Here is a 23,715-nt window from a genome sequence, read left to right as displayed (position 1 = left end):
AGACCGATTTGAACCGTATCAACCGCTAGCGTCCGGTTGTCGCCGTCGGAAGCGTGTGACCGACCGCGACGTTACGCCACCGAGCTGGGCCAACGCTCCCAGATCTCGGTAGTTGTGCCACGGGCGGCATGTCGTAACGATCCGGCAACTTGCCCCTTGACCCTGTTGCGGCCGTCCGGTTAGCTTCTGGGCACTCCGAACGTGAAAGGTTTCACTGAGTCGACGAGGAGGGGCCAGCCGTCGATGTCCGATCGATTGGGAAAGACCGCGGGGGACCCGGCGACGACCCCGGCCCTGTCACATGAGGGGGCGACCCCGGCCCTCGTACTGCAGGGGGCGACCAAGCACTTCGGCCCAGTGAAGGCCCTGGTCAACGGCTCGATCACGCTTTACCCGGGCGAGGCGCACGCGCTGCTCGGCGAGAACGGTGCCGGCAAGTCGACCCTCATCAAGATCCTCGCCGGCGTGCACCAGGCGGACGGCGGAACCCTCGTCGTCGGCGGAGAACCCGTCACCTTCAACGGCCCGAACGCCTCCCGGGCGGCCGGCATCTCGATCATCTACCAGGAGCCGACGCTCTTCCCCGACCTGTCGGTCGCCGAGAACATCTTCATGGGCCGCCAGCAGCTCGGCCGGGGCCGCGTGATCGACCGGGGCGCCATGAACCGGGCAGCGGCCGAGGTCTTCGCCCGCCTGGGTGTCCGCCTCGACCCGCAGCGCCTCGCTCGCGGGCTGTCCGTCGCAGACCAGCAGATCGTCGAGATCGCCAAGGCGCTGTCGCGCAACGCCACCGTCCTGGTGATGGACGAGCCGACCGCCGCGCTGACGAACGTCGAGGTCGAGCGGCTGTTCGAGGTCATGCGCACGCTGCGTTCGCAGGGCGCGGCGGTGCTGTTCGTCTCGCACCGCCTCCAGGAGGTCTTCGCGAGCTGCCAACGCGTCACCGTGATGCGGGACGGCGCGTTCGTGCGGACGGACCCGATCGAGGACCTGACCGTCGACGACATCATCCGCTCGATGGTCGGCCGCGACCTCGACAGCCTCTTCCCGAAGTCCGACACGACCCCGGGCGACGTCGTGCTGGAGGTCGAGCACCTCAGCAGCGTCGGGGTGTTCGACGACATCTTCCTGACGGTGCGCCGCGGTGAGATTGTCGCGCTGGCGGGCCTGGTCGGGGCCGGCCGCAGCGAGGTCGCCCGGGCAATCTTCGGGATCGACCGGCGCACCGGCGGAACCGTGCGCGTCGACGGCCGCGCGTTACCGAACGGCTCACCGCAGGCCGCGATGGCCGCCGGCGTCGCGCTGGTGCCGGAGGACCGCCGCCAGCAGGGCCTCGTGATGGAGCTCGGCATCGACCACAACGTCGCCCTCGCCTCACTCGCGGGGCTGCGCCGGTTCGGGCTGGTGCGGCGCTCGGACGAACGGGCGCTGGCGCGTACCTGGGGCGAGCGGCTGCGGCTGAAGTCCGGCGACCTGCGCGACCCCGTGTCGACGCTGTCCGGCGGCAACCAGCAGAAGGTCGTGCTGGGCAAGTGGCTGGCCCGGGAGCCCAGGCTGCTGATCATTGACGAGCCGACCCGGGGCATCGACGTCGGGACGAAGGCCGAGGTGCACCGCATCCTCGACGAGCTGGTCGCGGGCGGGATGGCCGTGCTGATGATCTCCTCCGACCTGCCCGAGGTGCTCGGGATGGCCGACCGGGTGCTGGTCCTGCACGAGGGCCGGCTGACCGCAGAGCTGAGCCGGGCCGAGGCTGACGAGGCGTCGGTCATGCGCGCGGCCACCGGCACGGTCGCCACCGCCGGAGCGGGAGCCGCGGCATGACCACGCTGACCGCGCCCGAGACTTCCGCGCCGACCCCGCCCAGGCCCACCTTCGCCCGGGGCTCGTCGCTGCTGCGGGCCCGTGAGCTGGGCATCGCGCTGGTGATCGTGCTGGTGTTCGTCGGGACCACGATCAAGAACCACCATTTCGCCAGCGGCAACAGCGTCCAGCAGCTGCTGACCGGCGCCGCCCTGATCGCCCTGCTGGGCGTCGGCGAGACCTTGGTGATCATCACCCGGAACGTCGACCTGTCGGTCGGCTCCGTCGTCGGCCTCTCGGCGTACATCGTCGGGTCGGTCTTCAAGCACCATCCGGGGTTCCCGGTGGTGCTGGGGTTCGTGCTCGGCATCGCCGTCGGAGCGCTGGTCGGCGCCGTGAACGGCCTGGTCACGACGACGACGCGGGTACCGAGCCTGGTGGTCACGCTGGCGATGCTCTACATCGTCCGCGGCGTCGACGGCGTGATCGTCAACGGCAAGACCATCAACCCGGCCGCGATCCCGAAGGCGTACCAGAAGGTCGGGTACGAGTCCGTCCTCGGCGTTCCGTGGCTGGCGATCATCGTGATCGTCGTCGTGGCGGTCGCCGGTTACCTGATGCGGTCGTTCCGGTCGAGCCGGGACCTTTACGCGATCGGCTCCAACCCGGAGGCGGCGGCGCTCGCGGGCATTCCGGCCGGGAAGCGGGTCTTCACGGCGTTCCTGGTCAGCGGCGGTCTCGCGGGCCTCGGCGGTGCGCTCTTCCTGGCCCAGCACGCCCAGATCGACGTGACGGGTGGTAACGGCTACGAGCTGACCGTCGTCGCCGCGGTCGTCGTCGGCGGGGTCGCCATCTTCGGCGGCAGCGGGACGGTCGTCGGCGCGGCGCTCGGGGCGCTGCTGCTCAACACCATCAACCAGGCGCTGGTCGCCACGAAGGTCTCGCCGTTCTGGAACCAGGCGATCGCCGGCGCCCTGCTGCTGGCCGCGATCGCCTTCGACCGCTGGCTGAGCCTGCGGGTCGCGCGAAGCCTGCGCTCGGCCGAGGGAGCTCGACGTGACGTCTGATACCGCCATCCGGCCCGAGGCCGCGCCGACGCGGCCGGCCGGCGAGTCCGGCTCCCGCCCGCTGTGGCGCGAGGCGCTGCGGTGGGAAAGCGCGCTGGTCGTCCTGCTGATCGGCGTCTTCGCGATGGGGACGGCGCACTCGTCGAGCTTCCTGAACGGCTCGAACTTCTTCTTCATCGGGACGAACGAGGGCGAGGTCGCCATCATGGCGCTCCCGCTCCTGCTCATCATCATGACCGGCAACATCGACCTGTCGGTCGCGTCGATGCTGGGCCTCGCCGGCACGGTCACCGGTGACCTGTTCCACGCCGGTCTCTCGATCTGGCTCGCGATGGCGATCGCGCTGCTGGTGGGCGCGCTCGGCGGGGCCCTGAACGGCTTCCTCATCGCGGTCGTCGGGCTGCCGTCGATCGCGGTGACGATCGGGACGCTGACCCTGTTCCGCGGCATCGCCGAGATCGTCCTGGCGCCCAGGATCATCACCGGGTTCCCGATCTCGCTGACGAAGATAGGCGTCGTCCCGATCCCAGGCACCGAGATCTCCTACTCGGCGGCGATCTTCCTGGCGCTCGCGATCCTCACGGGCGTTGTGCTGCACGCGACGCCGCTGGGCCGGCGCATCGTCGCGATCGGCACCCAGCCCGAGGCGGCCCGGTTCTCCGGCGTCCGGGTCAACCAGATCACCTTCGGCCTCTACGTCCTGTCCGGGCTGGTGTGTGCCCTCGCCGGCATCCTGTTCACGCTGAAGAACTCCTCGGCCAGCTACGACGCCGGCACCGGGCTCGAGCTGGACGTCGTCGCCGTCGTCCTGTTCGGCGGAGTGTCGATCTTCGGCGGCAAGGGCACCGTGCTCGGGGTCGTGCTGTCGGCCGTCACCTTCGGCGCCCTGCTGCAGGCCCTCACCCAGATGGGGGTCCAGCCCGAGGTCCAGAAGATCGTCGTCGGCCTCCTGCTGCTGGCCAGCGTCGTCGTGCCGAACCTGTCCCGGATCGCCGGCCGGATCACCCACCGCACAAGACCCCGGGCGTAGGCCACCCGGCTCCCCAGTCCTTCCTTCTTCCTCCTTCCTCACGGCGCGGGCCTGCGCCGGTAGCTCATCACTGAAAGGGACGTCCACCATGCTCAAAATCTCGTCGGCACGAAGGAGAACGACCGTCGCCATCACGGTGGCGACGCTCGGAACGGTGTTAGCGGCCTGTGGGTCGTCCTCGGGCGGTACCGCTGCCACCTCGAACGGCTCGTCGGCCGGCGGGATCAAGAAGGGCCTCACGGTCTACTTCATCCCGAAGGACACCCAGAACCCGTACGAGGTGCTCGCCGACCAGGGCGGCCAGAAGGCGCTGTCCGAGCTCGGCGGGAAGGTCGTCGTCAGCAGCGGCACCTCCGACACCGCGGCCGCGCAGATCCCGTCGATCCAGGCGGCGATCCAGGCGCACGCCGACGCGATCGTCATCGCCGGCAACGACCCGTCCGCGCTGTGCCCGTCGCTGAACCAGGCGGCGGCCGCCAAGATCAAGATTATCGCGTTCGACTCGGACATCAGCTGCGGCAGCAGCCCGGCGCACCTGTTCATCAACCAGGCGGACACCCAGACCATCGGCACGTCCGAGGTCGACCTGCTCGCCAAGGAGATCAACAGCACCGGCCAGATCGCGATCCTCTCGGCCGCCGCCAGCGCGACGAACCAGAACGCGTGGATCGGCTACATGAAGCAGCAGCTCGCCAAGTACCCGAACATGAAGCTGGTCTCCACGGTCTACGGCAACGACGACCCGGCGACCTCGCTGACGGTGCTGCAGGGCCTGCTCTCGGCCTACCCGGACCTCAAGGGCATCATCTCGCCGACCACGGTCGGCATCTCGACCGCGGCGCAGTACCTCTCGACCCACAAGGACGTGGCGTCCAAGGTCACCCTGACCGGTCTCGGGCTGCCGTCGGAGATGCGCTCCTACGTCAAGGACGGCACGGTCAAGCAGTTCGAGCTGTGGAACCCGTCGAACCTCGGCTACCTGGCCGGCTACGCCGCCGCCTCGCTCGCCTCGGGCACGGCGACGCTCGACGCGGGATCGTCCTTCACGGCCGGCACGCTCGGCTCGTACAAGGTGCTCGCCGGCAGCGGGAGCAACGGCCCGTCGGTCGTGCTCGGCCCGCCCACGGTGTTCGACTCGACCAACATCGACCAGTTCAAGTTCTGAGCCCGGTCGAATTCTGATCGCGGCTGATTCTGAGTGTGGCCGGATTCTGAGTGTGGCCCGGTCCTGAACACGGCCGGTCGCGATCGCGGAAATCCCGCCTGACCTCCGGTGGGTGCCTGTCCCGGGAAGACGGGCACCCACCGGACCATCCAGCGGGCGGCGGCCGAACCTTTTCCCCTTGCCGCCTCGGCCCGGGAATGGTTGCCGCGTCGGACCGGGACTGGCCCGAACAGGGAGAGGCGTAAATGAAGCAGGTCCAGCCGTGAACCGGTACTGCTTTCTGCTGACCGTCCGCCCGGAACTGCTCGATGAGTACCGGGCGTGGCACGCGGCCGTCTGGCCGGAGATGCTGCGCGCGCTCGCCGACGCCGGCTGGGGCAACTACTCCCTGTTCGCCCGTCCGGATGGCCTGGTCGTCGGCTACGTCGAGGCCGAGGACCTGGCGACCGCGCAGGCCGCGATGGCCGCCACCGCCGTCAACGCCCGGTGGCAGGCCGAGATGGGCCGGTTCTTCGTCGGGCTGGACGGTCAGCGCCCGGACGAGGGCTTCGAGCTCCTCGACGAGATCTTCAACCTGAACGACCAGCTCACGGCCACAAGCCCACCGCGCTAAGGCGCATCCCATGGATCCCCGCAGGCCAGCCGCACACCACCTCCCCGGTGCACACCACCACCTCGGTGCCTGTGATCGCCGTTTCGGCCCTCGCGTGGCTGTGATCGGACCTCGGACGCGACCACCAGAGGGCCAAAACGCCGATCAAGGCCCGGAGGTGGTGGCCGCCGCGACGGCGAGATCCGGATCGACAGGGAACGGCCACCCGGCCTCAGCGGAACGGAGACTTCGATGACGACAGCGGGCGCGTTCCTCACGTCGACGCCCGAGCTGGACCGGGTTCGGGGCCGGCGTCCTCTGGTCGGCCTCGTCGCGGGCGGCCTGGGGGCCTACTGGCCGCAGTTCCCGGACCTGCTGCCGACACTGCGCCGGTCCGCCGAGCGGGTCGGGGCGCGGATGCGCGGGATGGACTGCGAGGTCGTCGACGTCGGCTTCATCTCCGACGCCACCGATGGCGCGCGCGCCGCCGAGCAGCTGCGCGCCGCCGGCTGCGACCTGATCGTCGGCTTCCTCACCACCTACATGACGGCCTCGATGCTGGTGCCGATCGCGCAGCGGGCCGGCGCCCCGGTGCTGCTGATCAACCTGCAGCCGACGGCGAAGATGGACCACGCCACCTTCGACACCGGCCAGTGGCTGGCCTACTGCGGCGCCTGCCCGCTGCCCGAGATGGCGAACGCCTTCGCCCGCGCCGGGGTCCCGTTCCGCTCGGTCTCCGGCTACCTGGACGACGAGCGGGCCTGGGCGAAGATCGGCCGCTGGGTCGAGGCCGCGGGCGTGCGCGGGGCGCTGCGGCACGGGCGCCACGGGCTGATGGGCCACCTCTACCCGGGGATGCTCGACGTCTCCACCGACCTGGCGCTGCTGTCCGGCAAGCTCGGCGGCCACATCGAGGTCCTGGAGTTCGACGACCTGCGGGTCAGGGTCGCGGGCGTGACGGACGCCGAGGTCGGCGAACGGATGGCGCTGGCCCGGGAGATCTTCGAGATCGACCAGAGCGTGGTCGACGACGACTTCCAGTGGGCCGCCCGCGTCTCCGTCGGGCTCGACCGGCTCGTCGAGGACTTCGAGCTCGACAGCCTGGCCTACTACCACCGGGGCCTCGACGGCGAGCAGCACGAGCGGCTCGGCGCCGGGATGATCCTCGGGGCGTCGCTGCTGACCGCCCGGGGCGTCCCCGCGACCGGCGAGTACGAGCTGCGAACCTCGATCGCGATGCTCGTCGCCGACCGGCTCGGCGGCGGCGGTTCGTTCACCGAGCTGCAGGCGCTCGACTTCGAGGCCGGCGTGGTCGAGATGGGCCACGACGGCCCGGCCCACCTGGCGGTCAGCGAGAGCCGGCCCGTGCTGCGCGGTCTGGGCACCTACCACGGCAAGCGCGGCTGGGGCGTCTCGGTCGAGTTCGACGTCCGGCACGGCCCGGTCACCCTGCTCGGCCTGGCCCAGCTGCCGGGCGGCGAGCTGCGGTTCGTCATCTCCGAGGGCCGGACCGTGCCCGGCCCGCTGCTCCAGATCGGCAACACGACGTCCCGAGTCGACTTCGGCCAGGACCCGGGGGAGTGGACCGACGCCTGGAGCGCGACCGGGATCTCGCACCACTGGGCGCTGTGCGTCGGGCATCTCGGCGCCCGGCTGCGGGCGGCCGCGGACCTGCTCGGGATCGGCGTCGTGGAGGTGGGACCGGGCTAGACCAGCACAGCCCCACCCTGCCAGGTCCGCGTCACACGTCACTTCACAGTTTGGAGAGCAGGTCCGCAATGGTCGATCGACAGGCCGTCACGACGGCCCTGGCGCAGCAGCGGATCGAGCTGCCGTCCTGGGCTTTCGGCAACTCGGGGACCCGGTTCAAGGTCTTCGCCCAGCAGGGCGTCCCGCGCGACCCGTTCGAGAAGGTCGCCGACGCCGGCCGGGTGCACGCCTTCACCGGCGTCGCGCCGAGCATCGCCCTGCACATCCCGTGGGACTCCGTCGACGACTGGACCAAGCTCGGCCAGGCCGCCACCGACGCGGGCATCCGGCTCGGGACCGTCAACGCGAACGTCTTCCAGGACGACGACTACAAGCTCGGCAGCGTCACCAACCCGGACCCCCGGGTGCGCCGCAAGGCCCTCGACCACCTGCTGGCCTGCGTCGACGTGATGGACCAGACCGGCTCGCGCGACCTGAAGCTCTGGTTCTCCGACGGCACCAACTACCCCGGCCAGGACGACATCCGGGCCCGGCAGGACCGGCTCGCCGAGGCGCTCGCCGCCGTCTACGCCCGGCTCGGCGCCGAGCAGCGGCTGATCCTGGAGTACAAGCTGTTCGAGCCGGCCTTCTACACGATGGACGTGCCGGACTGGGGCACCGCCTACGCGCACTGCCTCACCCTCGGTGAGCGGGCCAAGGTCTGCGTCGACACCGGCCACCACGCGCCGGGCACGAACATCGAGTTCATCGTCGCCGTGCTGCAGCGGGCCGGGAAGCTCGGGGCGTTCGACTTCAACTCGCGCTTCTACGCCGACGACGACCTCATCGTCGGCGCGGCCGACCCGTTCCAGCTGTTCCGCATCCTGTTCGAGGTGACCGCCGTCGGCGGCCTGGCCGAAAGCTCGGAGATCACCTTCATGCTCGACCAGTGCCACAACATCGAGCCCAAGATCCCCGGGCAGATCCGCTCGGTGATGAACGTCCAGGAGGCGACGGCGAAGGCCCTGCTGGTCGACGTCGACGCGCTGGCCGCCGCGCAGCGCGCCGGTGACATCCTCGGCGCGAACGCCGTCCTGATGGACGCGTACAACACCGACGTCCGGCCGCTGCTCGCCGAGCTGCGGCAGTCACAAGGACTCGATCCCGATCCGATGGGCGCCTACACCCGCTCCGGCTACGCCGAGCGGATCGTCGCCGACCGGACCGGCGGCCAGCAGGCCGGGTGGGGCGCATGAACTCCGAGACTCCAGCCGCCGCGACTCCAGCCGCCAACACGCCAGCCGAGCTGGTCGAGCGCTCGCACCGGCTCGGCTCCGACCCCCGCAACACCAACTACGCCGGCGGCAACACCTCCGCCAAGGGCGCGCTGACCGACCCGGTGACCGACCAGCCGATCGACGTGCTGTGGGTCAAGGGCTCCGGCGGCGACCTCGGCACCCTCACCGAGGCCGGCCTCGCCGTGCTGCGCCTCGACCGGCTGCGGGCCCTGCCCGGCGTCTACCGGGGCGTCGAGCACGAGGACGAGATGGTGGCCGCGTTCGATTTCTGCCGCCACGGCCTCGGCGGAGCCGCGCCGTCGATCGACACCGCCATGCACGGCCTGGTCGAGGCCAGCCACGTCGACCACCTGCACCCGGACTCCGGGATCGCGCTGGCGACCGCGGCCGACGGTGAGGCACTGACGAAGGAGTGCTTCGGCAACCGCGTCGTCTGGGTGCCGTGGCGGCGGCCCGGCTTCCAGCTCGGGCTGGACATCGCCGCGGTCAAGGAGACCTACCCGCAGGCGATCGGCTGCATCCTCGGCGGCCACGGGATCACCGCCTGGGGCGACACCAGTGAGTCCTGCGAGGCGCATTCCCTGGAGATCATCCGGACCGCCGAGGCGTTCCTGGCCGAACGCGGCAAGGCCGAGCCGTTCGGTCCGCCGCTGCCCGCCTTCGCGCCGCTGCCGGCTGGCGAGCGCCGCGCCCGCGCCGCCGCGCTCGCCCCGCTGGTGCGCGGCCTGGCGTCGACGGACAACCCGCAGGTCGGCCACTTCACCGACGCGGACGTCGTCCTGGACTTCCTCGCCGGGGCCGAGCACCCACGCCTCGCCGCGCTGGGGACGTCCTGCCCCGACCACTTCCTGCGCACCAAGGTCCGCCCGCTGGTCCTGGACCTGCCACCGACCGCGCCGCTGGACGAGGTCACCGCCCGGCTGCGCGAGCTCCACACCGCCTACCGGGACGAGTACCGGGCCTACTACGAGCGCCACGCGACCCCGGACTCGCCGGCGCTGCGCGGCGCCGACCCGGCGATCGTCCTGGTCCCCGGCGTCGGCATGTTCAGCTTCGGCCGCGACAAGCAGACCGCCCGCGTCGCCGGCGAGTTCTACGTCAACGCCATCAACGTGATGCGCGGCGCGGAGGCCGTCTCGACGTACGCCCCGATCGACGAGGCGGAGAAGTTCCGCATCGAGTACTGGGCGCTGGAGGAGGCGAAGCTGCGCCGGATGCCGGCGCCGAAGCCGCTGGCCACCCGGGTCGCCCTGGTCACCGGCGCCGCGAGCGGCATCGGGCGCGCGATCGCGCTGCGGCTCGCGGCCGAGGGCGCCTGCGTCGTCGTCGCAGACCTGGACCTCGACAAGGCGGCCGCCGTCGCCGCTGAGCTCGGCGGCCCCGACCGGGCCGTCGGGGTCAGCGCGGACGTCTCGGTGCCCGGCGCGGTCGCGGCCGCGTTCGCCGAGGCCGCGCTGGCGTTCGGCGGCGTCGACCTCGTCGTCAACAACGCCGGCCTGTCGATCTCGAAGCCGCTGCTGGAGACGTCCGAACGCGACTGGGACCTGCAGCACGACGTCATGGCCAAGGGCAGCTTCCTCGTCGCCCGCGAGGCGGCCCGGCTGATGGTCGAGCAGGGCCTCGGCGGCGACCTCGTCTACATCGCCAGCAAGAACAGCGTCTTCGCCGGTCCCGACAACGTCGCCTACGGTTCGGCCAAGGCCGACCAGGCCCATCAGGTGCGGCTGCTCGCCGCCGAACTGGGCAAACACGGGATCCGAGTCAACGGGATCAACCCCGATGGCGTGGTCCGTGGCTCGGGCATCTTCGCCGGCGGCTGGGGCGCGAAGCGCGCCGCGGTGTACGGCGTCGACGAGTCCGAGCTGGGTGCCTTCTACGCCAAGCGCACGCTGCTGGGCCGCGAGGTGCTGCCCGAGCACGTCGCCGCGGCGGTCTTCGCCCTCGTCGGCGGCGACCTGACCCGCACGACGGGCGTCCACCTCCCGGTCGACTCGGGCGTGGCCGCGGCCTTCCTGCGATGAGCCGTGGCCTTCCAGGGATGAGCAGGGCCGCGCGATGAACGAGGCATCGCGATGAGGCAGGCGGCGATCGCGGCGGTCGACCTGGGCGCGTCCAGCGGCCGGGTCTCCGTCGCCCGGATCGGCCCGGCCGGCGCGGACCTGCGGGAGGTGCACCGCTTCCCCAACGCGCCGGTCCGTGCCGGCGGCCGGCTGCGCTGGGACGTGCTCGCGCTGTTCGCCGGCCTGGTCGAGGGCCTGCGCCGGGGGATCGGCCTGACCGCCGACCTCGACGGCGTCGGACTCGAAAGGGCCGGCCTCGACAGCGTCGGCGTGGACGGCTGGGCTGTCGACTACGGCCTGCTCGACGCGGACGGCGAGCTGCTCGGCAACCCGGTCAGCTACCGCGACGCCGGCACCTCGTCGGCGGTCGCCGCCGTACTGGGCGAGCTGAGCCCCGACGAGCTCTACGCCGCGACGGGCACCCAGCTGCAGCCGTTCAACACGCTGTTCCAGCTGCTGGCCCGGCGCGACACCGCGCAGAGCGCCGCCGCCCGCCACGCCCTGCTCATCCCGGACCTGATGACGTACTGGCTGACCGGCGAGCTGCGCACCGAGCTGACGAACGCGTCGACGACGCAGCTGCTCGACCCGCGCACGGCCGACTGGTCGACGGACCTGGCCGGCCGGCTCGGCGTCCCGGTGGACCTGTTCCCGCCGCTGGCGGCACCTGGGACGCCGCTCGGCCTCGTGCGTGCCGACCTCGGCCTGGCCCAGCGGCCCCAGGTCGTGCTCGCGCCGTCCCACGACACGGCCGCGGCGGTCGCCGGCATCCCGGCGGACGGAGACGACTTCGCCTTCGTCTGCACGGGGACCTGGGCGCTCGTCGGGGTGGAGCTGCCGAAGCCGGTGATCACACCGGCGAGCCGTGCGGCGAACTTCACCAACGAGCTCGGCGTCGACGGGACCACCCGCTTCCTGCGCAACGTCACCGGGTTCTGGCTGCTACAGGAGTGCGTGCGGCACTGGCGGGAGGCCGGCGACGACGTGGATCTGCCGGGCCTGGTCGCGGCGGCGGCTGACGTCCCCGGGCTTCGAGTGGTGATCGACGTCCAGGACCCGGAGTTCGCCCCGCCCGGGGACATGCCGGCCCGCGTTCGCGCGGCGGCGGCGCGGGTCAGCGGGGTCGCGCTCGACAGCCGGGCCGAGGTCGCGCGCTGCGTCCTCGACAGCCTGGCCCTGGCCGTCCGCCGCGCGGTGCGGACCGCGGCCGAACTGTCGGGCCGGCCGGTCCGGGTCCTGCACCTCGTCGGCGGCGGGGTCGCGAACACCCTGTTCTGCCAGCTCGTCGCGGACGCCTGCGAGCTGCCCGTCCTGGCCGGCCCGACCGAGGCCGCGTCCTGGGGGACCGTCCTGACGCAGGCTCGCGCGTTGGGCGCCGTCGAGGACTCCCTCGCCGCCAGCCGCACGCTGATCGCCCGCGCCGCCCCGCCGGTCCGCTACACCCCGACCCCCTCCCCGGCCTGGGACCGCGCCGACCACGAATGCCCGACAGCAGAGCACCCCTGATCGGTCGCCGTTTCCCCCAGAATGTTCGTGTCGACCGCGATCACGTGCGATCGCTGTAGCTAGCGGCCCGCAGATGCTCCCAGCCGACGGCGCGGAACCCGGGTCGTAGGCCGTTGCCCGCTACCGATGCGTCGGGGAGCTCGAACCGTGTGGCCGAGCGGCGCCGAGCGAGCACGGCTCGCAGGCCCTCCTCGAGGAGAGCCCGCAGCGTTGTGCCCTCGGCCCGGGCGACGTCGTGCGCCTCGCGCAGGAGCGCGTCGGGCAGGTCAACGGCCGTCTTCCTATGGCTGACCACATTTCACCTCCCGTACTGATCGTCAAAAGTCATGCGTCGGCTGACGGACCCAGCAGTATCCAGGTCAACATTACGTGCAGCGGTCGAGGTGTCGACTAGTACCGAACCTGGCAGGGTTTGTCGGTCGTGGCGCGGGTTTGATCACGGCGTCGGCCCTATGTGCCGGTCCGGGCGTGCCCAGGTCGCCGGCAGCAGCCAGGCAGTTCATGATCGGGGGGATTTGGGGTAGCCAGGGCTACCCCAAATCGACCCGATCATGAACTGGTCGCGTCGGCGCTGACGATCATGCCAACGGGCTGGCGCCGGCGGGCTTGTGGGAGGGGTCGATTCAGGCCTGCGATGGCCTTGGTGGCGCCGTGGGTTGTCGGTGGGCGGTCCTAGGATTGCTGTGGGTGGCGGCAACTCGTCGAGGAGTCTGATGTCGGAGTTCAGCGGGTTTCCCGCCGAGGCGCTGGTCTTCTTCGACGGGCTCGAGGCGGACAACAGCAAGGCCTACTGGACCGATCACCGGGAGGTCTACGAGGCTGCGGTCCGGGGTCCGATGCTCGCCCTGCTCGACGCCCTGGAGCCGGAGTTCGGCGAGCCGCACGTGTTTCGGCCCCACCGGGACGTGCGGTTCTCCAAGGACAAGTCTCCGTACAAGACGGCGATCGGCGCGCACTGCGATCGTGGCGGCTATGTCCAGGTCTCGGCGAACGGGCTGATGGCCGCCTCCGGCTACTGGCGAACCGCGCCCGACCAGGTCGAACGGCTGCGGGCGGCCATCGCCGACGACCTGCTCGGACCGGGGCTGGAAGCAGTCGTCGAACAGTTGCGTGGGGCCGGGTACGAGGTGTCGGGCACCGTGCTCAAGACCCGGCCGCGCGGCTACGACGCCGACCATCCGCGGATCGAGCTGCTCCGGCACAAGACGCTGACCGCTCATCGTGAGTTCGGCGAGCCGGCGTGGCTGGCCGAGCCAGAGTGTGTGGAGCAGGTGGCCACGGCGTGGCGGGACATGCGCCGCCTGACCGCCTGGCTGGACGATCACGTCGGCCCCAGCCGCCTCCCGGAGTCCCGCCGCCGCTGACGCTGGCCGGCACTGGATCAGCGGCCCACCTGGAGCGCTCGTCCCTCGTCCCTGGCCGGCGGCCCAGGCGACCCGGCGGCGCCCGGCGGGCGCCGGACCCGGTTCCACCACAGCGAGAGACCGACCGCCGCGGCGACGAGCAGCCCACCGATGCCGGCGAACCAGGCGGCGATGTCCTGGTGCTTGTGCGTCACGGTGATGTTCCGCGGCAGGGTGCCAAGCGCGTCCTGGAGCTGGCCCGCGTTCTGCGCCCGGTAGTACGTGCCGCCGGTGGTGGCCGCGACGTCGCGCAGCGCCTGTTCGTCGATGACCAGCGGGCTGCGGTCACCGAGCCGGCCACCCCCGCCGAACCCGCCGAAGCCACCGAACCCGCCGAGACCCCCGACCTGCGAGCTGCCGCAGACCATCGGCGCCGGCGTCGTCGTGCCGAACCCGATCGTGTAGACGCGCAGGCGGCGAGCGGCGGCCTGCTTCGCGGCGGTCTGCGGGTCCACGCCCTGGGTGTTGGCGCCGTCGGTGAGCACGACGATGACGTCGGCCGCGTACGGGCCCGTCCCGTTCCCGCTGACGGCCGAGCCGGTCGACGCGACCGACGGGTCGGCGTCCGCGATCGCGTCGATCGAGGTGAGGATGCCCTGCCCGATCGCGGTGCCGCGCGACGTCGTCAGGTTCTGCAGGGCGTCCAGCAGCTTCTGGCTGTCGGTCGTCGGCGGAACGAGCAGCCCCGCGATGCCGGAGAACGTGACCAGCCCGATCCGGGAGCCCGCCGGCTGGGCCTTGATGAAGGCCGTCGCGGCCTTCTCCGCGGCGGTGATCCGGTTGGGCGGCACGTCGGTGGAGCACATCGAACCGGACACGTCCAGGGCGAGCATGATCGTCGTCGAGTTGGACGTGATCGGCACGGTCGCCTGTGGGCGGGCCGCGCCGATGCTGAGCGCGACCAGCCCGAGCGCGAGCAGCGCCGCCGGGACGCGCCGGTACCACCGCAGCCGGCCCGGCAGGGCGCCCCGGACCAGCGCGATCGACGTGACCCGGACCGCCGCCCGCCGCCGCCGTCGCCGGGACCACCAGGCGAACGCCGCGAGCAGCGGCAGGGCGAGCAGCGTGCAGAGCGCCCACGGCCAGGTCAGGGACATCAGACGAGCCTTCCCGTGCGCATCACGGTGACCAGCCCGCCGGCCGCCAGCAGCAGGACCGCGAACATGATGAAGGCCCCGGCCAGCGGCAGGTCCTCGCGGTGCGTCGTCAGCCGCAGCTTGATCGTCGAGGCGATCCCGTCCAGCGTGGCCGCGCTCGACGCCGGGTGGTAGGAGCCGCCGGTCGTCTGGGCGATGGCCTTCAACGTGTCCTCGTCCAGCGCGGTGTGCAGCCGGTAGCCGCCGACGTCGACGGTCGCTCCGGCCGTGGTGCCGACGCCGATCGTCTCGACGTGCACGCCGGCGGCCTCGGCGGTGTCGGCCGCGGCCTCGGTCGCGCCGGTGCCCCCGCCGCCTGCACCACTGCCGCCGCCGGCCGCGCCTTCCGCGCCGCCGTCCTCGCCGTCGGAGAACAGCACGATGGTCGCCGAGCCCCAGTAGCCGATGTTCGGCACCGCGCCGTCCCGGCCCAGCGCGACGGTCTTCCCGGTGATCGCGGACAGCGAGGTCAGGATCGCGGCCGACAGCGAGGTGCCGCCCGAGACCTTCAGGCGCTCGATCGCCGCGTCGGCCGCCGCGTGGTCGGCGCTGGGCAGGTCGGTGGTGAGCGCACCGTTCTCGAAGGCGACGACCCCGACGTTGACGCTCGACGGCTGGGCGTCGACGAACGCGGTCGCGGCCTTCTGCGCCGCGCCCAGGCGGGTCGGCGCGACGTCGGTCGCGGCCATGCTGTTCGAGACGTCCACGGCGACGATCACCGTGCCCGCGGCGCGGGTGACGGGCACGCGGGCAGCGGGCTGCGCCCAGGCGAGCGCGAGAACCGCGATGCCCGCGAGGCTCAGCCAGGTCCCGAGCTGGGGCACGCGCCGGCCCAGCGCGGCATCGACGCCCGCCGCGGCGAGCGCCGCCTCGCGTCGCCGCGCCGCCGCCCGGGCCCCGACGGCCAGGGCGACCACGACGAGCAGGCCGAGGACCAGCAGCCAGGGGGACGCGAGCCTCATCCACGCCTCCAGCGGGTGCTCGCGACGACCTCGACCAGCGACTCGACCGGGTCGCGGCCTGTCTCGACCCGGTGCAGCGGTACGCCCGCGCGCCGCATGCCCGCGGCCAGGGCGGCCTCCCGCTCGTCGACCCCGGCCCGCAGCCGGGCCCGGAACAGCGGGTCGCTGGAGTCGACGATCAGCTGCTCCCCGGTCTCCGTGTCCTCGACGAGGACCAGGCCCGCCTCGGGCAGGTCGTCGTCGGCCGGGTCCACCACGCGCAGCGCCACGACGTCGTGCCGGTGCGCCAGCCGCAGCAGCGGCCGGTCCCACGCGCCGGCGCCGAGGAAGTCGGACACCACGATGATCAACGACCGTCGCCGGGCCAGCGACGCGACGGCGCCCAGCATCGCGGCGACGTCGGTCGTGCCGCCGGCCGGCGGTGCCTGCGCCGTGCGGTCGAGCTCGTGGCCGATCCGCAGCACATGACCGCGCCCGAGGCCCGGCGGCACGATCCGGGTCGTGGCGCCGTCGTAGAGCAGCGCGCCGACCCGGTTACCCCCGCGGCCGAACAGCCGCGCCAGGGTCAGCGCGAGCTCGGCCAGCACGTCGTGCTTGCCCTGGCCCGGCCGCCCGACCGTCATCGACGCGGACCGGTCGAGCACCAGCCACAGCGTCAGCTCACGGTCCTCGGTGAACTGACGGACCTGCGGCTCGTCCAGCCGGGCGGTCGCGTTCCAGTCGATGTGGCGGGCGTCGTCCTCCTCCAGGTAGCCGCGCAGACCGGCGAAGTCCAGGCCGGCGCCGCGGTAGGCCGTCCGGTAGCCGCCGAGCACCCGCCCGTCGAGGCGGCGGATGACCTTCCACTCGAGGCGCAGCAGCAGCCGGTCGGGCGCGGTCGTCACCGTGCCCGGTCCCTGGTCGCCGGGTCGCTGGTCGCCGGGGGCGTGCGGCTCGGCGGTGGCTGGCGCACGGCTCACCGGTCCCGCAGCGGGACCTCGGGCATCGGCACGGCCGCCAGCACGCTGCCGATGACCTTGTCGGGGTCGACGTCGTCGGCGAGCGCCTCGTACGACAGCACGATGCGGTGGCGCAGCACGTCGAACGCGAGCTCGCGCAGGTCGTGCGGCAGCGCGTACTCCCGGCCGCGCAGGAACGCCAGCGCCCGCGCGCCCAGCACCAGCGCGATGGTCGCGCGCGGGCTCGCGCCGTAGGTGACGTAACGGTCCAGCCTGGTCTGGCCGACCGACCCCGGCGCGCGGGTCGCGGCGACCAGGCGGACGGCGTAGTTGACGATCGCCGGGTCGACGTAGACCTGCGCCACCCGCTCGCGCATCCGCACGAGGTCCTCGGGGGTGATGACCGCCTGTGGCGGGGCCGGTGGCCGCAGCGCCCGGTCGACGATCGTGTGCTCTTCGGGCGGGGTCGGGTAGTGGACGACGACCTTCATCATGAAACGGTCGACCTGGGCCTCGGGCAGTGGATAGGTGCCCTCGGACTCGATCGGGTTCTGCGTCGCCATGACCAGGAACGGGTCGGGGACGTGGAAGGTCTCCCGCCCGATCGTCACCTGGCGCTCCTGCATCACCTCCAGCAGCGCGCTCTGCACCTTCGCGGGGGCCCGGTTGATCTCGTCGGCCAGCAGCAGGTTGGTGAAGACCGGGCCGAGGGAGGTCTCGAACTCGCCGGTGTGCGCCCGGTAGACCCGGGTGCCGACCAGGTCGGCGGGCAGCAGGTCCGGGGTGAACTGGATGCGCTGGAACTGGCCGCCGATCGTCGCGGCGAAAGACTTCACCGCCAGCGTCTTGGCCAGGCCGGGGACGCCCTCGACGAGCAGGTGGCCGCCGGAGAGCAGCCCGACCGCCATCCGCTCCAGCAGCAGGTCCTGGCCGACGATCGTGCGCTTGACCTCGAACAGCACCTGCTCAAGGGGGTTCGCCGACGGTGGGGCAACCGCGGTCATCTGGCTCCTTCCGCCGGGGTTCTCGGGCCGTCGGTTCTCGGGCCGCCAGAGTTCTCGGCCCACCAGGGCTCGGCGTCGTGTGTGGCTGTCATATCTGCGGCCCGCGGCCGCCGCCGGGCCCGCCGCCGCCGCCGAGCGCGCCGGCGATGGGCACGGCGAAGCCGATGCCGGCGAACGCGTCGTCGTCGCCCGGGTCCGCGATCGAGACGACGACGCCGATGACCAGGCCCTTCGCGTCGAGCAGCGGGCCGCCGGAGCTGCCGGGGTTCACCGCGGCGTCGAACTGGATCAGGCCGGAGAACTTGCCGTTGTCGGTCGTCGCGGTCCGGTTCAGGCCCGAGACGACGCCCGAGGAGACGCTGAAGGTCAGCCCGAGCGGGTTGCCGATCGCGACGACCGGGCCACCGACCTGGGCGCCGCCGCCGAGGGTCGCGGGGACGAGCGTCTGCGGCAGCGTCGCCGGGGTGAGCGTCGCGATGTCCGTCTTCGCGTCCGCCGAGGCCACCGTGGCGGTCGACCGGGTGCCGTCGGAGAAGACGACGGTGATGGCGCCGCCGTCGGCGATGACGTGGTCGGCGGTGAGGACCGTGCCGTCGTCGGCGGCGATCACCCCGGAGCCGAGGGAGCCGTCGGCGGTCTCGACGACGACGACCGAGGGCCCGATCTTCTGGTAGATGTCCGCGACGCTGGGGGAGCCGCTCGCGGTCGGGCTCGGCGTCGGGGCCGGGGCGTCCTGCGCCCGCGCGCTCCCGCCGGACCGACCCACCAGCACTCCGGCCAGAACGGCCACGGCGACGACGAGAACGCCGCAGACGCCCAGCAGCACGCGGGTGCCGCGCAGCCCGACGAGCAGCCCGAACGGGGCTCGGGAGCTGGACGCGCGGGCCATAAACGCGACAGTAGGGGCGATACCTGAGCAGCACCTGAACAAAGTCTGTGCACCCAGCGCGGTCCGTGGCCGGGTTGCGCCGGCGCCACGGCCCGTGGCAGGCCGCGGCCGAACCGGACTATTGTGCAAAAGAACATCGTGCACAAGCGGCTGCCGGCCTGGTGGCCAGGGGCGCCGGACCCCGCCCGAGGCCCGGCCTCAGCGAGAGGAACGCAAACGATGCTGCGCGTCGGCGACACCGCGCCGGATTTCGAGCTGCCGGACGAGACCAACACCCCCCGCAAGCTGTCCACACTGCTGGCGGACGGGCCGGTCGTGCTGTTCTTCTACCCGGCCGCCATGACGAAGGGCTGCACCGCGGAGAGCTGCCATTTCCGCGACCTCGCGGCCGAGTTCGCCAAGGCCGGAGCCCAGCGGATCGGCATCAGCACCGACACGGTCGCCAAGCAGAAGGAGTTCTCCGACAAGCACTCCTTCGACTACCCGCTGCTGTCGGACGCTGACGGGACCGTGTCGAAGGAGTTCGGTGTGAAGCGGTCGCTCGACCTGCTGCGGGTCAAGCGCGCCACCTTCGTGATCGGCACGGACCGCGTCATCATCGAGGTCATCAACAGCGAGCTGAACATGAACACCCACGCCGACAAGGCCCTGGCCGCCCTCGGCGCCTGACCCACCCCGCGCGATCCGGCCCGGCCGGAAGCCGGGCCGGATCAGGCCTGGAGCCGAGCCGGATCCGCCCTGGTCTGGAGCCGGGCGTTCCCATGATCGCGGTTTTGGCCCTGGCATGGTCGCAAAACCGCTGCGGTTACAGCCATGCGAGGGTGGAAACAGCGATCTTCCGGTCTCGGGACGAGGCCAACCCTGTCGAGTGCGGCGCTAGGTCGCTTCGTGGCGCTGTTCTGGCCGGCGTCGCCGGGGCTCGGGGGAGGGCCCGCCGGCCGCTCGGGCCTCGGGCTCGTTGTTCGCCGTCAGCCGGTAGGCGGCGCGTTCGAGGGTCGGCAGGATCGCGGTGATGTCGAGCTCGCCGGCGGCGAAGCGGGCCACGACGGCGTAGGCGACGTTGGTCAGGACGAGGGCGATGTCCTCCATGTAGCCGGGCTCGCCGTCCGCCAGCACGGCCCGGCCGGCCGGTTCGATGACGGCCATGGTCTGGTGTTCGAGCCGTTCCCCGCCCGGCGTCGACCGGGCCCGGTGGTAGGCCTCCAACATCCGGGGGCTGCGTTCCCACGGTTCGAAGACATGGCGGAACACCCGCATCAGGCCGTCGTAGAGGCTCTCGCCGGGCGGGGGCGGCGGAACGGGCGCGCAGCCGTTGGTCGTGAGCCACCGGCCGACCGCGGTGACGACAAGCTCGTCGCGGGTGCGGAACAGCTTGTAGATCGTGGCCAGCGAGACGTGGGCGTCGCGGGCCACCGCGCGCAGCTGGACGGCGTCGTAGCCCTCGGACTCGAGCAGCGTGAGGACGACGTCGACGATGAGGTCGGACGTCTCGGACTCCGCCACCTGGCCTGCCTTCACGTCTCGGACGGGCACCCCACCAGCGCACCACCGCGCGAACCGCGCGGGGCCGAGGTTCCCTTGACACCTCTACAGTAACGTGGTTACTTCGGTAACCGTGTTACTCGCGTCTGGTCCCGCTTCCGGATGATTCCTCCGGTTCCCGGCTGACCGGCGCGCCAACCGCGAGGAGGCGGGATCATGGCGACCTACGTCCTGGTACACGGGGGCGGACATGGCGGCTGGTGCTACCAGCCCGTCGCACGGCTGCTGCGGGCGGCCGGGCACGAGGTGTACGCGCCGACGCTGACCGGCTTAGGGGAGCGGGCCCACCTGGTCGGCCCGCACGTCGACCTCCACCTGCACATCCAGGACGTCGTCGCGCTGCTGCACCACGAGAACCTGCGCGACGTGATCCTCGTCGGGCACAGCTACGGCGGGATGGTCATCACCGGCATCGCCGACCGCGCCGCCGACCGGGTCGGGCGCCTCGTCTACCTGGACGCGGCCAACCCCGTCAACGGCCAGTCGCTGGTCGACGTCGCCGGGCCGATCATCCAGGCGACCCGTCCGACGGGCAAGGTCGTCGACGGCGTCGAGCTCGTCCTCATCCCGTTCCCCGAGGCGGGCGCCTTCTACGGCGTCACCGACCCCGGCGACCTCGCCTGGATGGACGAACGGCTCACCCCGCACCCGTGGCGGTGCTTCGAGCAGCCACTGGCGCTGACCAACGAGACCGCGCTGTGGGCGATCCCGCAGTACCACATCGTCTGCACCTCGACCCTGGCCACCCGCGACCCGGAGCTGATGGGGAAGGCGCGCGCGGCCGGCCGGCTGTGGGACATCGACACCGGCCACGACCTGATGATCACCGAGCCCCGGGCCGTCGCCGACGCGCTCCAGGAGGTCGCCACGGTCTGAGCGCCAAGGTTCGCCCGTCGTCCTGATCGCCGTTTCCGCCCTCTAATGGCTACGAAACAGTCTCGGTAGCGACCATCAGAGAGCCGAAACGGCGATCAGGGGCCCCATCGGCGGTCGAGGTAGTCGGTCCCGGTCAGGGCGAGGGCGCTGGTCCGGGCCTCGTCAGCGGTGCCAGGGCCGTGGCGCCGAAGCCGAGCTCCATGGCGAGCGAGGCCCAGTAGACCCAGTCGGTGCGGGGTCGGTCGACGGCCGTCGAACCCAGCCGGACGGCCGCCGCTCCCAGCCAGGCCACGCCGACCGCCCGGCGGGCCACCGGCTCCCGGCTGACGAGCGCCCACCCGCCGAGGGCGGCGTAGGTACCGCCAAGCCCGGCCCTGGTCTCGGTCCGGCCTCGGCCGGTTGTGGCAGGCAGGTCGAGGGCCGCCGCGAACCGGACCGGCATGACGACCCCGGCCAGCCCCGCCGCCATCAGCGCCGCACTACTGATCCGGCCCGCGTTCATGCCGCGGACGCTAGCATGCGCGGCGCGGCTTGGCGATCATGGAGGGGTAACCGTGCAGCGGCCGGCCGCGCGGGACGACATCGGCCCCTTCGTGTGGCGTATTGCCGACTGCGCTGTCTGGCGGCTGACGGTGGGTGCGAGAGTGGTCGCAGGGCGCCGGCACAGCGGCCAGTACGAAGGCGACGAACGGCGGCCGGCGGCCGGGCTGACGACGCGGTGGGCGCGGTCCGCCACTGTGACGCTACGGTGACGTCACTGCGACGCTGCGGCCCCGGCGGCGGGGAGATCGGGAGACGGATCCGGTGAACCAGGAGCGCGGCGCGGACGGGCAGCGCCCCGGAGACACCTCCGACAGCGGGGTATCCGACTCGTCCTGGGGCTGGCGGCGCCCGGCGGACACGAGCTCCTCTCGCCCTGGCCGGTCGGCGCAGCCGGCCGCCACCGGATCGTTCGATGAGCCAGGAAGACCGGTCCGTCCGACCCGGCCGTACGACGACCATGAGACGGGCTACCCGCCCGGCGGGTCCGGCGGCTTCGGCGCCACGCTGGGCCAGGACGAAGGCGGCCAGATACCCCCCGGCGGATACGGCGGGACGTCCGCCCCGGAACCGTCGCCGTGGTGGCGCCGCCGGCCCCCGCGGCTCGCGATGATCCTCGGCGCGATCGCGATGATCCTCATCCTGCTGTTCGTGATCGTCGACCGGATCGCGGTGTCGGTCGCCGAGAGCGAGATGGCCAAGCAGCTGCGGACGAGCGTCACCCAGGGCCTGGCCTGCGGGACCGCCCCGCCGACGGTGAAGAACGTCAGTATCGGCGGCTTCCCGTTCCTCACCCAGATCCTGTTCGGGAAGTTCACGAACATCGGTGTGACCGTCGAGAACGTTCCCACTCCCGGGCCGCGGATCGCGTTCGTCCAGGCCAACCTCAAGGGAGTCCACGTCCCTCTGCACCAGATCCTGACCAACAGTGTCGGCGAGGTGCGCGTCGACAGGATTCAGGCCACGGTCCGGGTCCGCTACGACGACCTGAACACCTACCTCGCCGGCCAGCCGGGCGACGTCCAGGTCAACCCGACGGACGGCGGCCGGAGCCTGGAGATCACCGGTACCGCGGACGTGCCGATCATCGGGCCGCAGCAGGTCGGCGGCGTCACCACCTTCCAGATCCACGACAACCAGCTCACCCTGGTCCCCACGGAGATCACCCTGCGCGGGGCGCTCAACCTGAGCATCCCCCTCGGTGGCCTGGGCCAGTTGCTCCCGTCGATCGCGCTGCCGGTCGGCGAGCTGCCGTTCCGGCTCACCGTCAACCAGGCTTCGACCGACGCGTCCGGCCTCTCGCTGACGGCGACCGCGGCGGACGTGGTGCTGCCCAAGGCGGCCCCGCCCGCGCCGTGCAAACCCGCCCAGGGCTGATCACGGCCACCGCCGTTGGCGCGCGGCCGGTTTGGGCCCGGTCGGCCTAGGTCGGCCCGGGCCGCCCAGCGGCCCAGCTCGGTGATCGCCGTCTCGGCCCTCGTCTGGTCGTGATCAGGGCCGATTCACAACCACCAGAGGGCCGAATCGGCGATCATGTCCGTGGGCGAGGCCGGGCCGAGCTGGGCCTGTCGGGCGGAGCCGGGCCGGGCAGGACTAGCTGAGGACGAAGGCGACGTCGTCCACGTAGCACCAGCTCCAGTCCTCGCCGGGCTCGGCGGAGCGCGCGATCGGGTGCTGCTCCCGGCGGGCGTGCGCCGAGGCGTGGCGGTTCGGGGAGCTGTCGCAACAGCCGATCCGGCCGCAGGCCTGGCACATGCGCAGGTGGACCCACCTCCCGCCGATCTCCAGGCAGTCCGCGCAGCCGGCGACTGCCGCGGGCAGCTGGGTGACCTCGACGGTGTCCAGGTGGGTGCAGGTCGTGCTCATCTGGCTGGTACCTCCGACCGGACGACAAGGACATCGCGCACGACGTGCGCCACGCCGACCCGCGACGGAGCGTTCTCGTCGGCGTCGTTGTACGCCAGCCATCCTGGCACGCGCCCACGCCAATGGCGGAACGGACGCGGGCGAGGCCGGCCCTGAGAGCTGGGTCACATTGATGGTCCAATGTGTTCGGAACACCCGCGACGGCCTCGCCGGGCGTCCTACGATCTGGCCTGCGAAAACAGGGGGTAATTTCGGCACGCCGTCACCGGGCGCCCGGTGACGGCTTTACGCGCCGCGCCGCGGCGATGAGCTCGTTCTTCCCGGGCATTCTCTTTCTCCTTTCTTCCGT

Annotated in this window: 22 protein-coding genes; 13 read left to right on the top strand and 9 right to left on the bottom strand. The window is 72.1% G+C overall.

Annotated elements, in window-relative coordinates:
- The first annotated feature begins 243 nt into the window (after positions 1 to 243).
- The 9 genes from I6A60_RS11660 (at position 244) to I6A60_RS11620 (ending at position 12,210) form a co-directional block, all read left to right on the top strand.
- On the top strand, positions 244 to 1,824 hold the full coding sequence (locus tag I6A60_RS11660; RefSeq protein WP_203015536.1) for a sugar ABC transporter ATP-binding protein: 1,581 nt from the start codon (positions 244 to 246) through the stop codon (positions 1,822 to 1,824).
- Positions 1,821 to 2,870: an ABC transporter permease gene (locus I6A60_RS11655; protein WP_203015538.1), complete on the top strand. Its 1,050-nt coding sequence runs from the start codon at positions 1,821 to 1,823 to the stop codon at positions 2,868 to 2,870. The genes I6A60_RS11660 and I6A60_RS11655 overlap by 4 nt, the downstream gene beginning before the upstream one ends.
- Positions 2,860 to 3,900 carry an ABC transporter permease gene (locus I6A60_RS11650; protein ID WP_203015539.1) on the top strand — a complete coding sequence of 347 codons (1,041 nt, stop codon included), beginning with the start codon at positions 2,860 to 2,862 and terminating at the stop codon, positions 3,898 to 3,900. The genes I6A60_RS11655 and I6A60_RS11650 overlap by 11 nt, the downstream gene beginning before the upstream one ends.
- 88 nt (positions 3,901 to 3,988) lie before the next feature.
- The gene (locus I6A60_RS11645) at positions 3,989 to 5,065 is read left to right on the top strand and encodes a substrate-binding domain-containing protein (RefSeq protein WP_203015540.1); all 1,077 of its coding nucleotides are present in this window, start codon (positions 3,989 to 3,991) and stop codon (positions 5,063 to 5,065) included.
- A gap of 262 nt (positions 5,066 to 5,327) precedes the next feature.
- Entirely contained in the window at positions 5,328 to 5,678 is a 351-nt protein-coding gene (locus I6A60_RS11640; RefSeq protein WP_203015541.1) for an L-rhamnose mutarotase, read from the top strand.
- Positions 5,679 to 5,909: 231 nt separating this feature from the next.
- Complete coding sequence (locus I6A60_RS11635) at positions 5,910 to 7,367, top strand: L-fucose/L-arabinose isomerase family protein (protein ID WP_203015542.1); 1,458 nt, start codon at positions 5,910 to 5,912, stop codon at positions 7,365 to 7,367.
- 68 nt (positions 7,368 to 7,435) lie between these two features.
- Entirely contained in the window at positions 7,436 to 8,602 is a 1,167-nt protein-coding gene (rhaI, locus tag I6A60_RS11630; protein ID WP_203015543.1) for an L-rhamnose isomerase, read from the top strand.
- The gene (locus tag I6A60_RS11625; RefSeq protein WP_203015544.1) at positions 8,599 to 10,665 is read left to right on the top strand and encodes a bifunctional aldolase/short-chain dehydrogenase; all 2,067 of its coding nucleotides are present in this window, start codon (positions 8,599 to 8,601) and stop codon (positions 10,663 to 10,665) included. The genes rhaI and I6A60_RS11625 overlap by 4 nt, the downstream gene beginning before the upstream one ends.
- Before the next feature lie 51 nt (positions 10,666 to 10,716).
- On the top strand, positions 10,717 to 12,210 hold the full coding sequence (locus tag I6A60_RS11620) for a rhamnulokinase family protein (protein WP_203015546.1): 1,494 nt from the start codon (positions 10,717 to 10,719) through the stop codon (positions 12,208 to 12,210).
- 40 nt (positions 12,211 to 12,250) lie between these two features.
- Here I6A60_RS11620 and I6A60_RS11615 read toward each other — a convergent pair whose 3' ends face one another.
- The gene (locus tag I6A60_RS11615; RefSeq protein ID WP_203015548.1) at positions 12,251 to 12,505 is read right to left on the bottom strand and encodes a DUF2191 domain-containing protein; all 255 of its coding nucleotides are present in this window, start codon (positions 12,503 to 12,505) and stop codon (positions 12,251 to 12,253) included.
- 418 nt (positions 12,506 to 12,923) lie between these two features.
- On the opposite strand from I6A60_RS11615, the gene I6A60_RS11610 reads away from it, so the two are divergent.
- Entirely contained in the window at positions 12,924 to 13,574 is a 651-nt protein-coding gene (locus tag I6A60_RS11610; RefSeq protein WP_203015550.1) for a DUF2461 domain-containing protein, read from the top strand.
- A 17-nt stretch (positions 13,575 to 13,591) separates the two neighbouring features.
- On the opposite strand, the gene I6A60_RS11605 is transcribed toward I6A60_RS11610, so the two are convergent.
- The 5 genes from I6A60_RS11605 to I6A60_RS11585 form a co-directional block, all read right to left on the bottom strand.
- Positions 13,592 to 14,710 (bottom strand): VWA domain-containing protein, encoded by a 1,119-nt coding sequence (locus I6A60_RS11605; protein ID WP_203015553.1) that lies wholly within the window; start codon positions 14,708 to 14,710, stop codon positions 13,592 to 13,594.
- Entirely contained in the window at positions 14,710 to 15,711 is a 1,002-nt protein-coding gene (locus tag I6A60_RS11600) for a VWA domain-containing protein (RefSeq protein WP_203015555.1), read from the bottom strand. Before I6A60_RS11600 ends, I6A60_RS11605 begins: the two co-directional genes overlap by 1 nt.
- Entirely contained in the window at positions 15,708 to 16,595 is an 888-nt protein-coding gene (locus I6A60_RS11595; RefSeq protein ID WP_203015585.1) for a DUF58 domain-containing protein, read from the bottom strand. Before I6A60_RS11595 ends, I6A60_RS11600 begins: the two co-directional genes overlap by 4 nt.
- Positions 16,596 to 16,666: 71 nt before the next feature.
- The gene (locus tag I6A60_RS11590) at positions 16,667 to 17,653 is read right to left on the bottom strand and encodes a MoxR family ATPase (RefSeq protein ID WP_013425018.1); all 987 of its coding nucleotides are present in this window, start codon (positions 17,651 to 17,653) and stop codon (positions 16,667 to 16,669) included.
- A gap of 88 nt (positions 17,654 to 17,741) precedes the next feature.
- Positions 17,742 to 18,542, bottom strand: coding sequence for a S1C family serine protease (locus I6A60_RS11585; protein ID WP_203042289.1), 801 nt, complete (start codon positions 18,540 to 18,542; stop codon positions 17,742 to 17,744).
- 219 nt (positions 18,543 to 18,761) lie between these two features.
- Between I6A60_RS11585 and I6A60_RS11580 the strand changes: the two genes are divergently transcribed.
- The gene (locus tag I6A60_RS11580) at positions 18,762 to 19,211 is read left to right on the top strand and encodes a peroxiredoxin (protein WP_305038688.1); all 450 of its coding nucleotides are present in this window, start codon (positions 18,762 to 18,764) and stop codon (positions 19,209 to 19,211) included.
- A 207-nt stretch (positions 19,212 to 19,418) separates the two neighbouring features.
- Here I6A60_RS11580 and I6A60_RS11575 read toward each other — a convergent pair whose 3' ends face one another.
- Positions 19,419 to 20,045, bottom strand: a complete 627-nt coding sequence (locus tag I6A60_RS11575) for a TetR family transcriptional regulator (RefSeq protein ID WP_203015558.1) — start codon at positions 20,043 to 20,045, stop codon at positions 19,419 to 19,421.
- Between the two features lie 195 nt (positions 20,046 to 20,240).
- On the opposite strand from I6A60_RS11575, the gene I6A60_RS11570 reads away from it, so the two are divergent.
- The gene (locus tag I6A60_RS11570) at positions 20,241 to 20,960 is read left to right on the top strand and encodes an alpha/beta fold hydrolase (protein ID WP_203015560.1); all 720 of its coding nucleotides are present in this window, start codon (positions 20,241 to 20,243) and stop codon (positions 20,958 to 20,960) included.
- A 133-nt stretch (positions 20,961 to 21,093) separates the two neighbouring features.
- Here the strand turns inward: I6A60_RS11570 and I6A60_RS11565 are convergent, their stop codons facing one another.
- Positions 21,094 to 21,462: a DUF4345 family protein gene (locus I6A60_RS11565; RefSeq protein ID WP_203015562.1), complete on the bottom strand. Its 369-nt coding sequence runs from the start codon at positions 21,460 to 21,462 to the stop codon at positions 21,094 to 21,096.
- A gap of 302 nt (positions 21,463 to 21,764) precedes the next feature.
- Between I6A60_RS11565 and I6A60_RS43465 the strand changes: the two genes are divergently transcribed.
- The gene (locus I6A60_RS43465) at positions 21,765 to 22,877 is read left to right on the top strand and encodes a DUF2993 domain-containing protein (protein ID WP_203015564.1); all 1,113 of its coding nucleotides are present in this window, start codon (positions 21,765 to 21,767) and stop codon (positions 22,875 to 22,877) included.
- 216 nt (positions 22,878 to 23,093) lie between these two features.
- Here I6A60_RS43465 and I6A60_RS11555 read toward each other — a convergent pair whose 3' ends face one another.
- A complete protein-coding gene (locus I6A60_RS11555) occupies positions 23,094 to 23,366 on the bottom strand; it encodes a UBP-type zinc finger domain-containing protein (RefSeq protein ID WP_203015566.1) in 273 nt (90 codons plus the stop codon).
- Positions 23,367 to 23,715: the final 349 nt, after the last annotated feature.

This window comes from Frankia sp. AgB1.9 (genome assembly GCF_016786355.1).
GTDB lineage: Bacteria > Actinomycetota > Actinomycetes > Frankiales > Frankiaceae > Pseudofrankia.
This window is presented reverse-complemented; position numbering and strand designations above follow the sequence as displayed.

What these genes read in the sequence shown, in the direction of transcription:
- I6A60_RS11660 (WP_203015536.1), top strand. Translation starts at nt 244, where the DNA reads ATGTCCGATCGATTGGGAAAGACCGCGGGGGACCCGGCGACGACCCCG.
- I6A60_RS11655 (WP_203015538.1), top strand. Translation starts at nt 1,821, where the DNA reads ATGACCACGCTGACCGCGCCCGAGACTTCCGCGCCGACCCCGCCCAGG.
- I6A60_RS11645 (WP_203015540.1), top strand. Translation starts at nt 3,989, where the DNA reads ATGCTCAAAATCTCGTCGGCACGAAGGAGAACGACCGTCGCCATCACG.
- I6A60_RS11635 (WP_203015542.1), top strand. Translation starts at nt 5,910, where the DNA reads ATGACGACAGCGGGCGCGTTCCTCACGTCGACGCCCGAGCTGGACCGG.
- rhaI (WP_203015543.1), top strand. Translation starts at nt 7,436, where the DNA reads ATGGTCGATCGACAGGCCGTCACGACGGCCCTGGCGCAGCAGCGGATC.
- I6A60_RS11625 (WP_203015544.1), top strand. Translation starts at nt 8,599, where the DNA reads ATGAACTCCGAGACTCCAGCCGCCGCGACTCCAGCCGCCAACACGCCA.
- I6A60_RS11620 (WP_203015546.1), top strand. Translation starts at nt 10,717, where the DNA reads ATGAGGCAGGCGGCGATCGCGGCGGTCGACCTGGGCGCGTCCAGCGGC.
- I6A60_RS11610 (WP_203015550.1), top strand. Translation starts at nt 12,924, where the DNA reads ATGTCGGAGTTCAGCGGGTTTCCCGCCGAGGCGCTGGTCTTCTTCGAC.
- I6A60_RS11605 (WP_203015553.1), bottom strand. Translation starts at nt 14,710, where the DNA reads ATGTCCCTGACCTGGCCGTGGGCGCTCTGCACGCTGCTCGCCCTGCCG.
- I6A60_RS11600 (WP_203015555.1), bottom strand. Translation starts at nt 15,711, where the DNA reads ATGAGGCTCGCGTCCCCCTGGCTGCTGGTCCTCGGCCTGCTCGTCGTG.
- I6A60_RS11590 (WP_013425018.1), bottom strand. Translation starts at nt 17,653, where the DNA reads ATGACCGCGGTTGCCCCACCGTCGGCGAACCCCCTTGAGCAGGTGCTG.
- I6A60_RS11585 (WP_203042289.1), bottom strand. Translation starts at nt 18,542, where the DNA reads ATGGCCCGCGCGTCCAGCTCCCGAGCCCCGTTCGGGCTGCTCGTCGGG.
- I6A60_RS11580 (WP_305038688.1), top strand. Translation starts at nt 18,762, where the DNA reads ATGCTGCGCGTCGGCGACACCGCGCCGGATTTCGAGCTGCCGGACGAG.
- I6A60_RS11570 (WP_203015560.1), top strand. Translation starts at nt 20,241, where the DNA reads ATGGCGACCTACGTCCTGGTACACGGGGGCGGACATGGCGGCTGGTGC.
- I6A60_RS11565 (WP_203015562.1), bottom strand. Translation starts at nt 21,462, where the DNA reads ATGAACGCGGGCCGGATCAGTAGTGCGGCGCTGATGGCGGCGGGGCTG.
- I6A60_RS11555 (WP_203015566.1), bottom strand. Translation starts at nt 23,366, where the DNA reads ATGAGCACGACCTGCACCCACCTGGACACCGTCGAGGTCACCCAGCTG.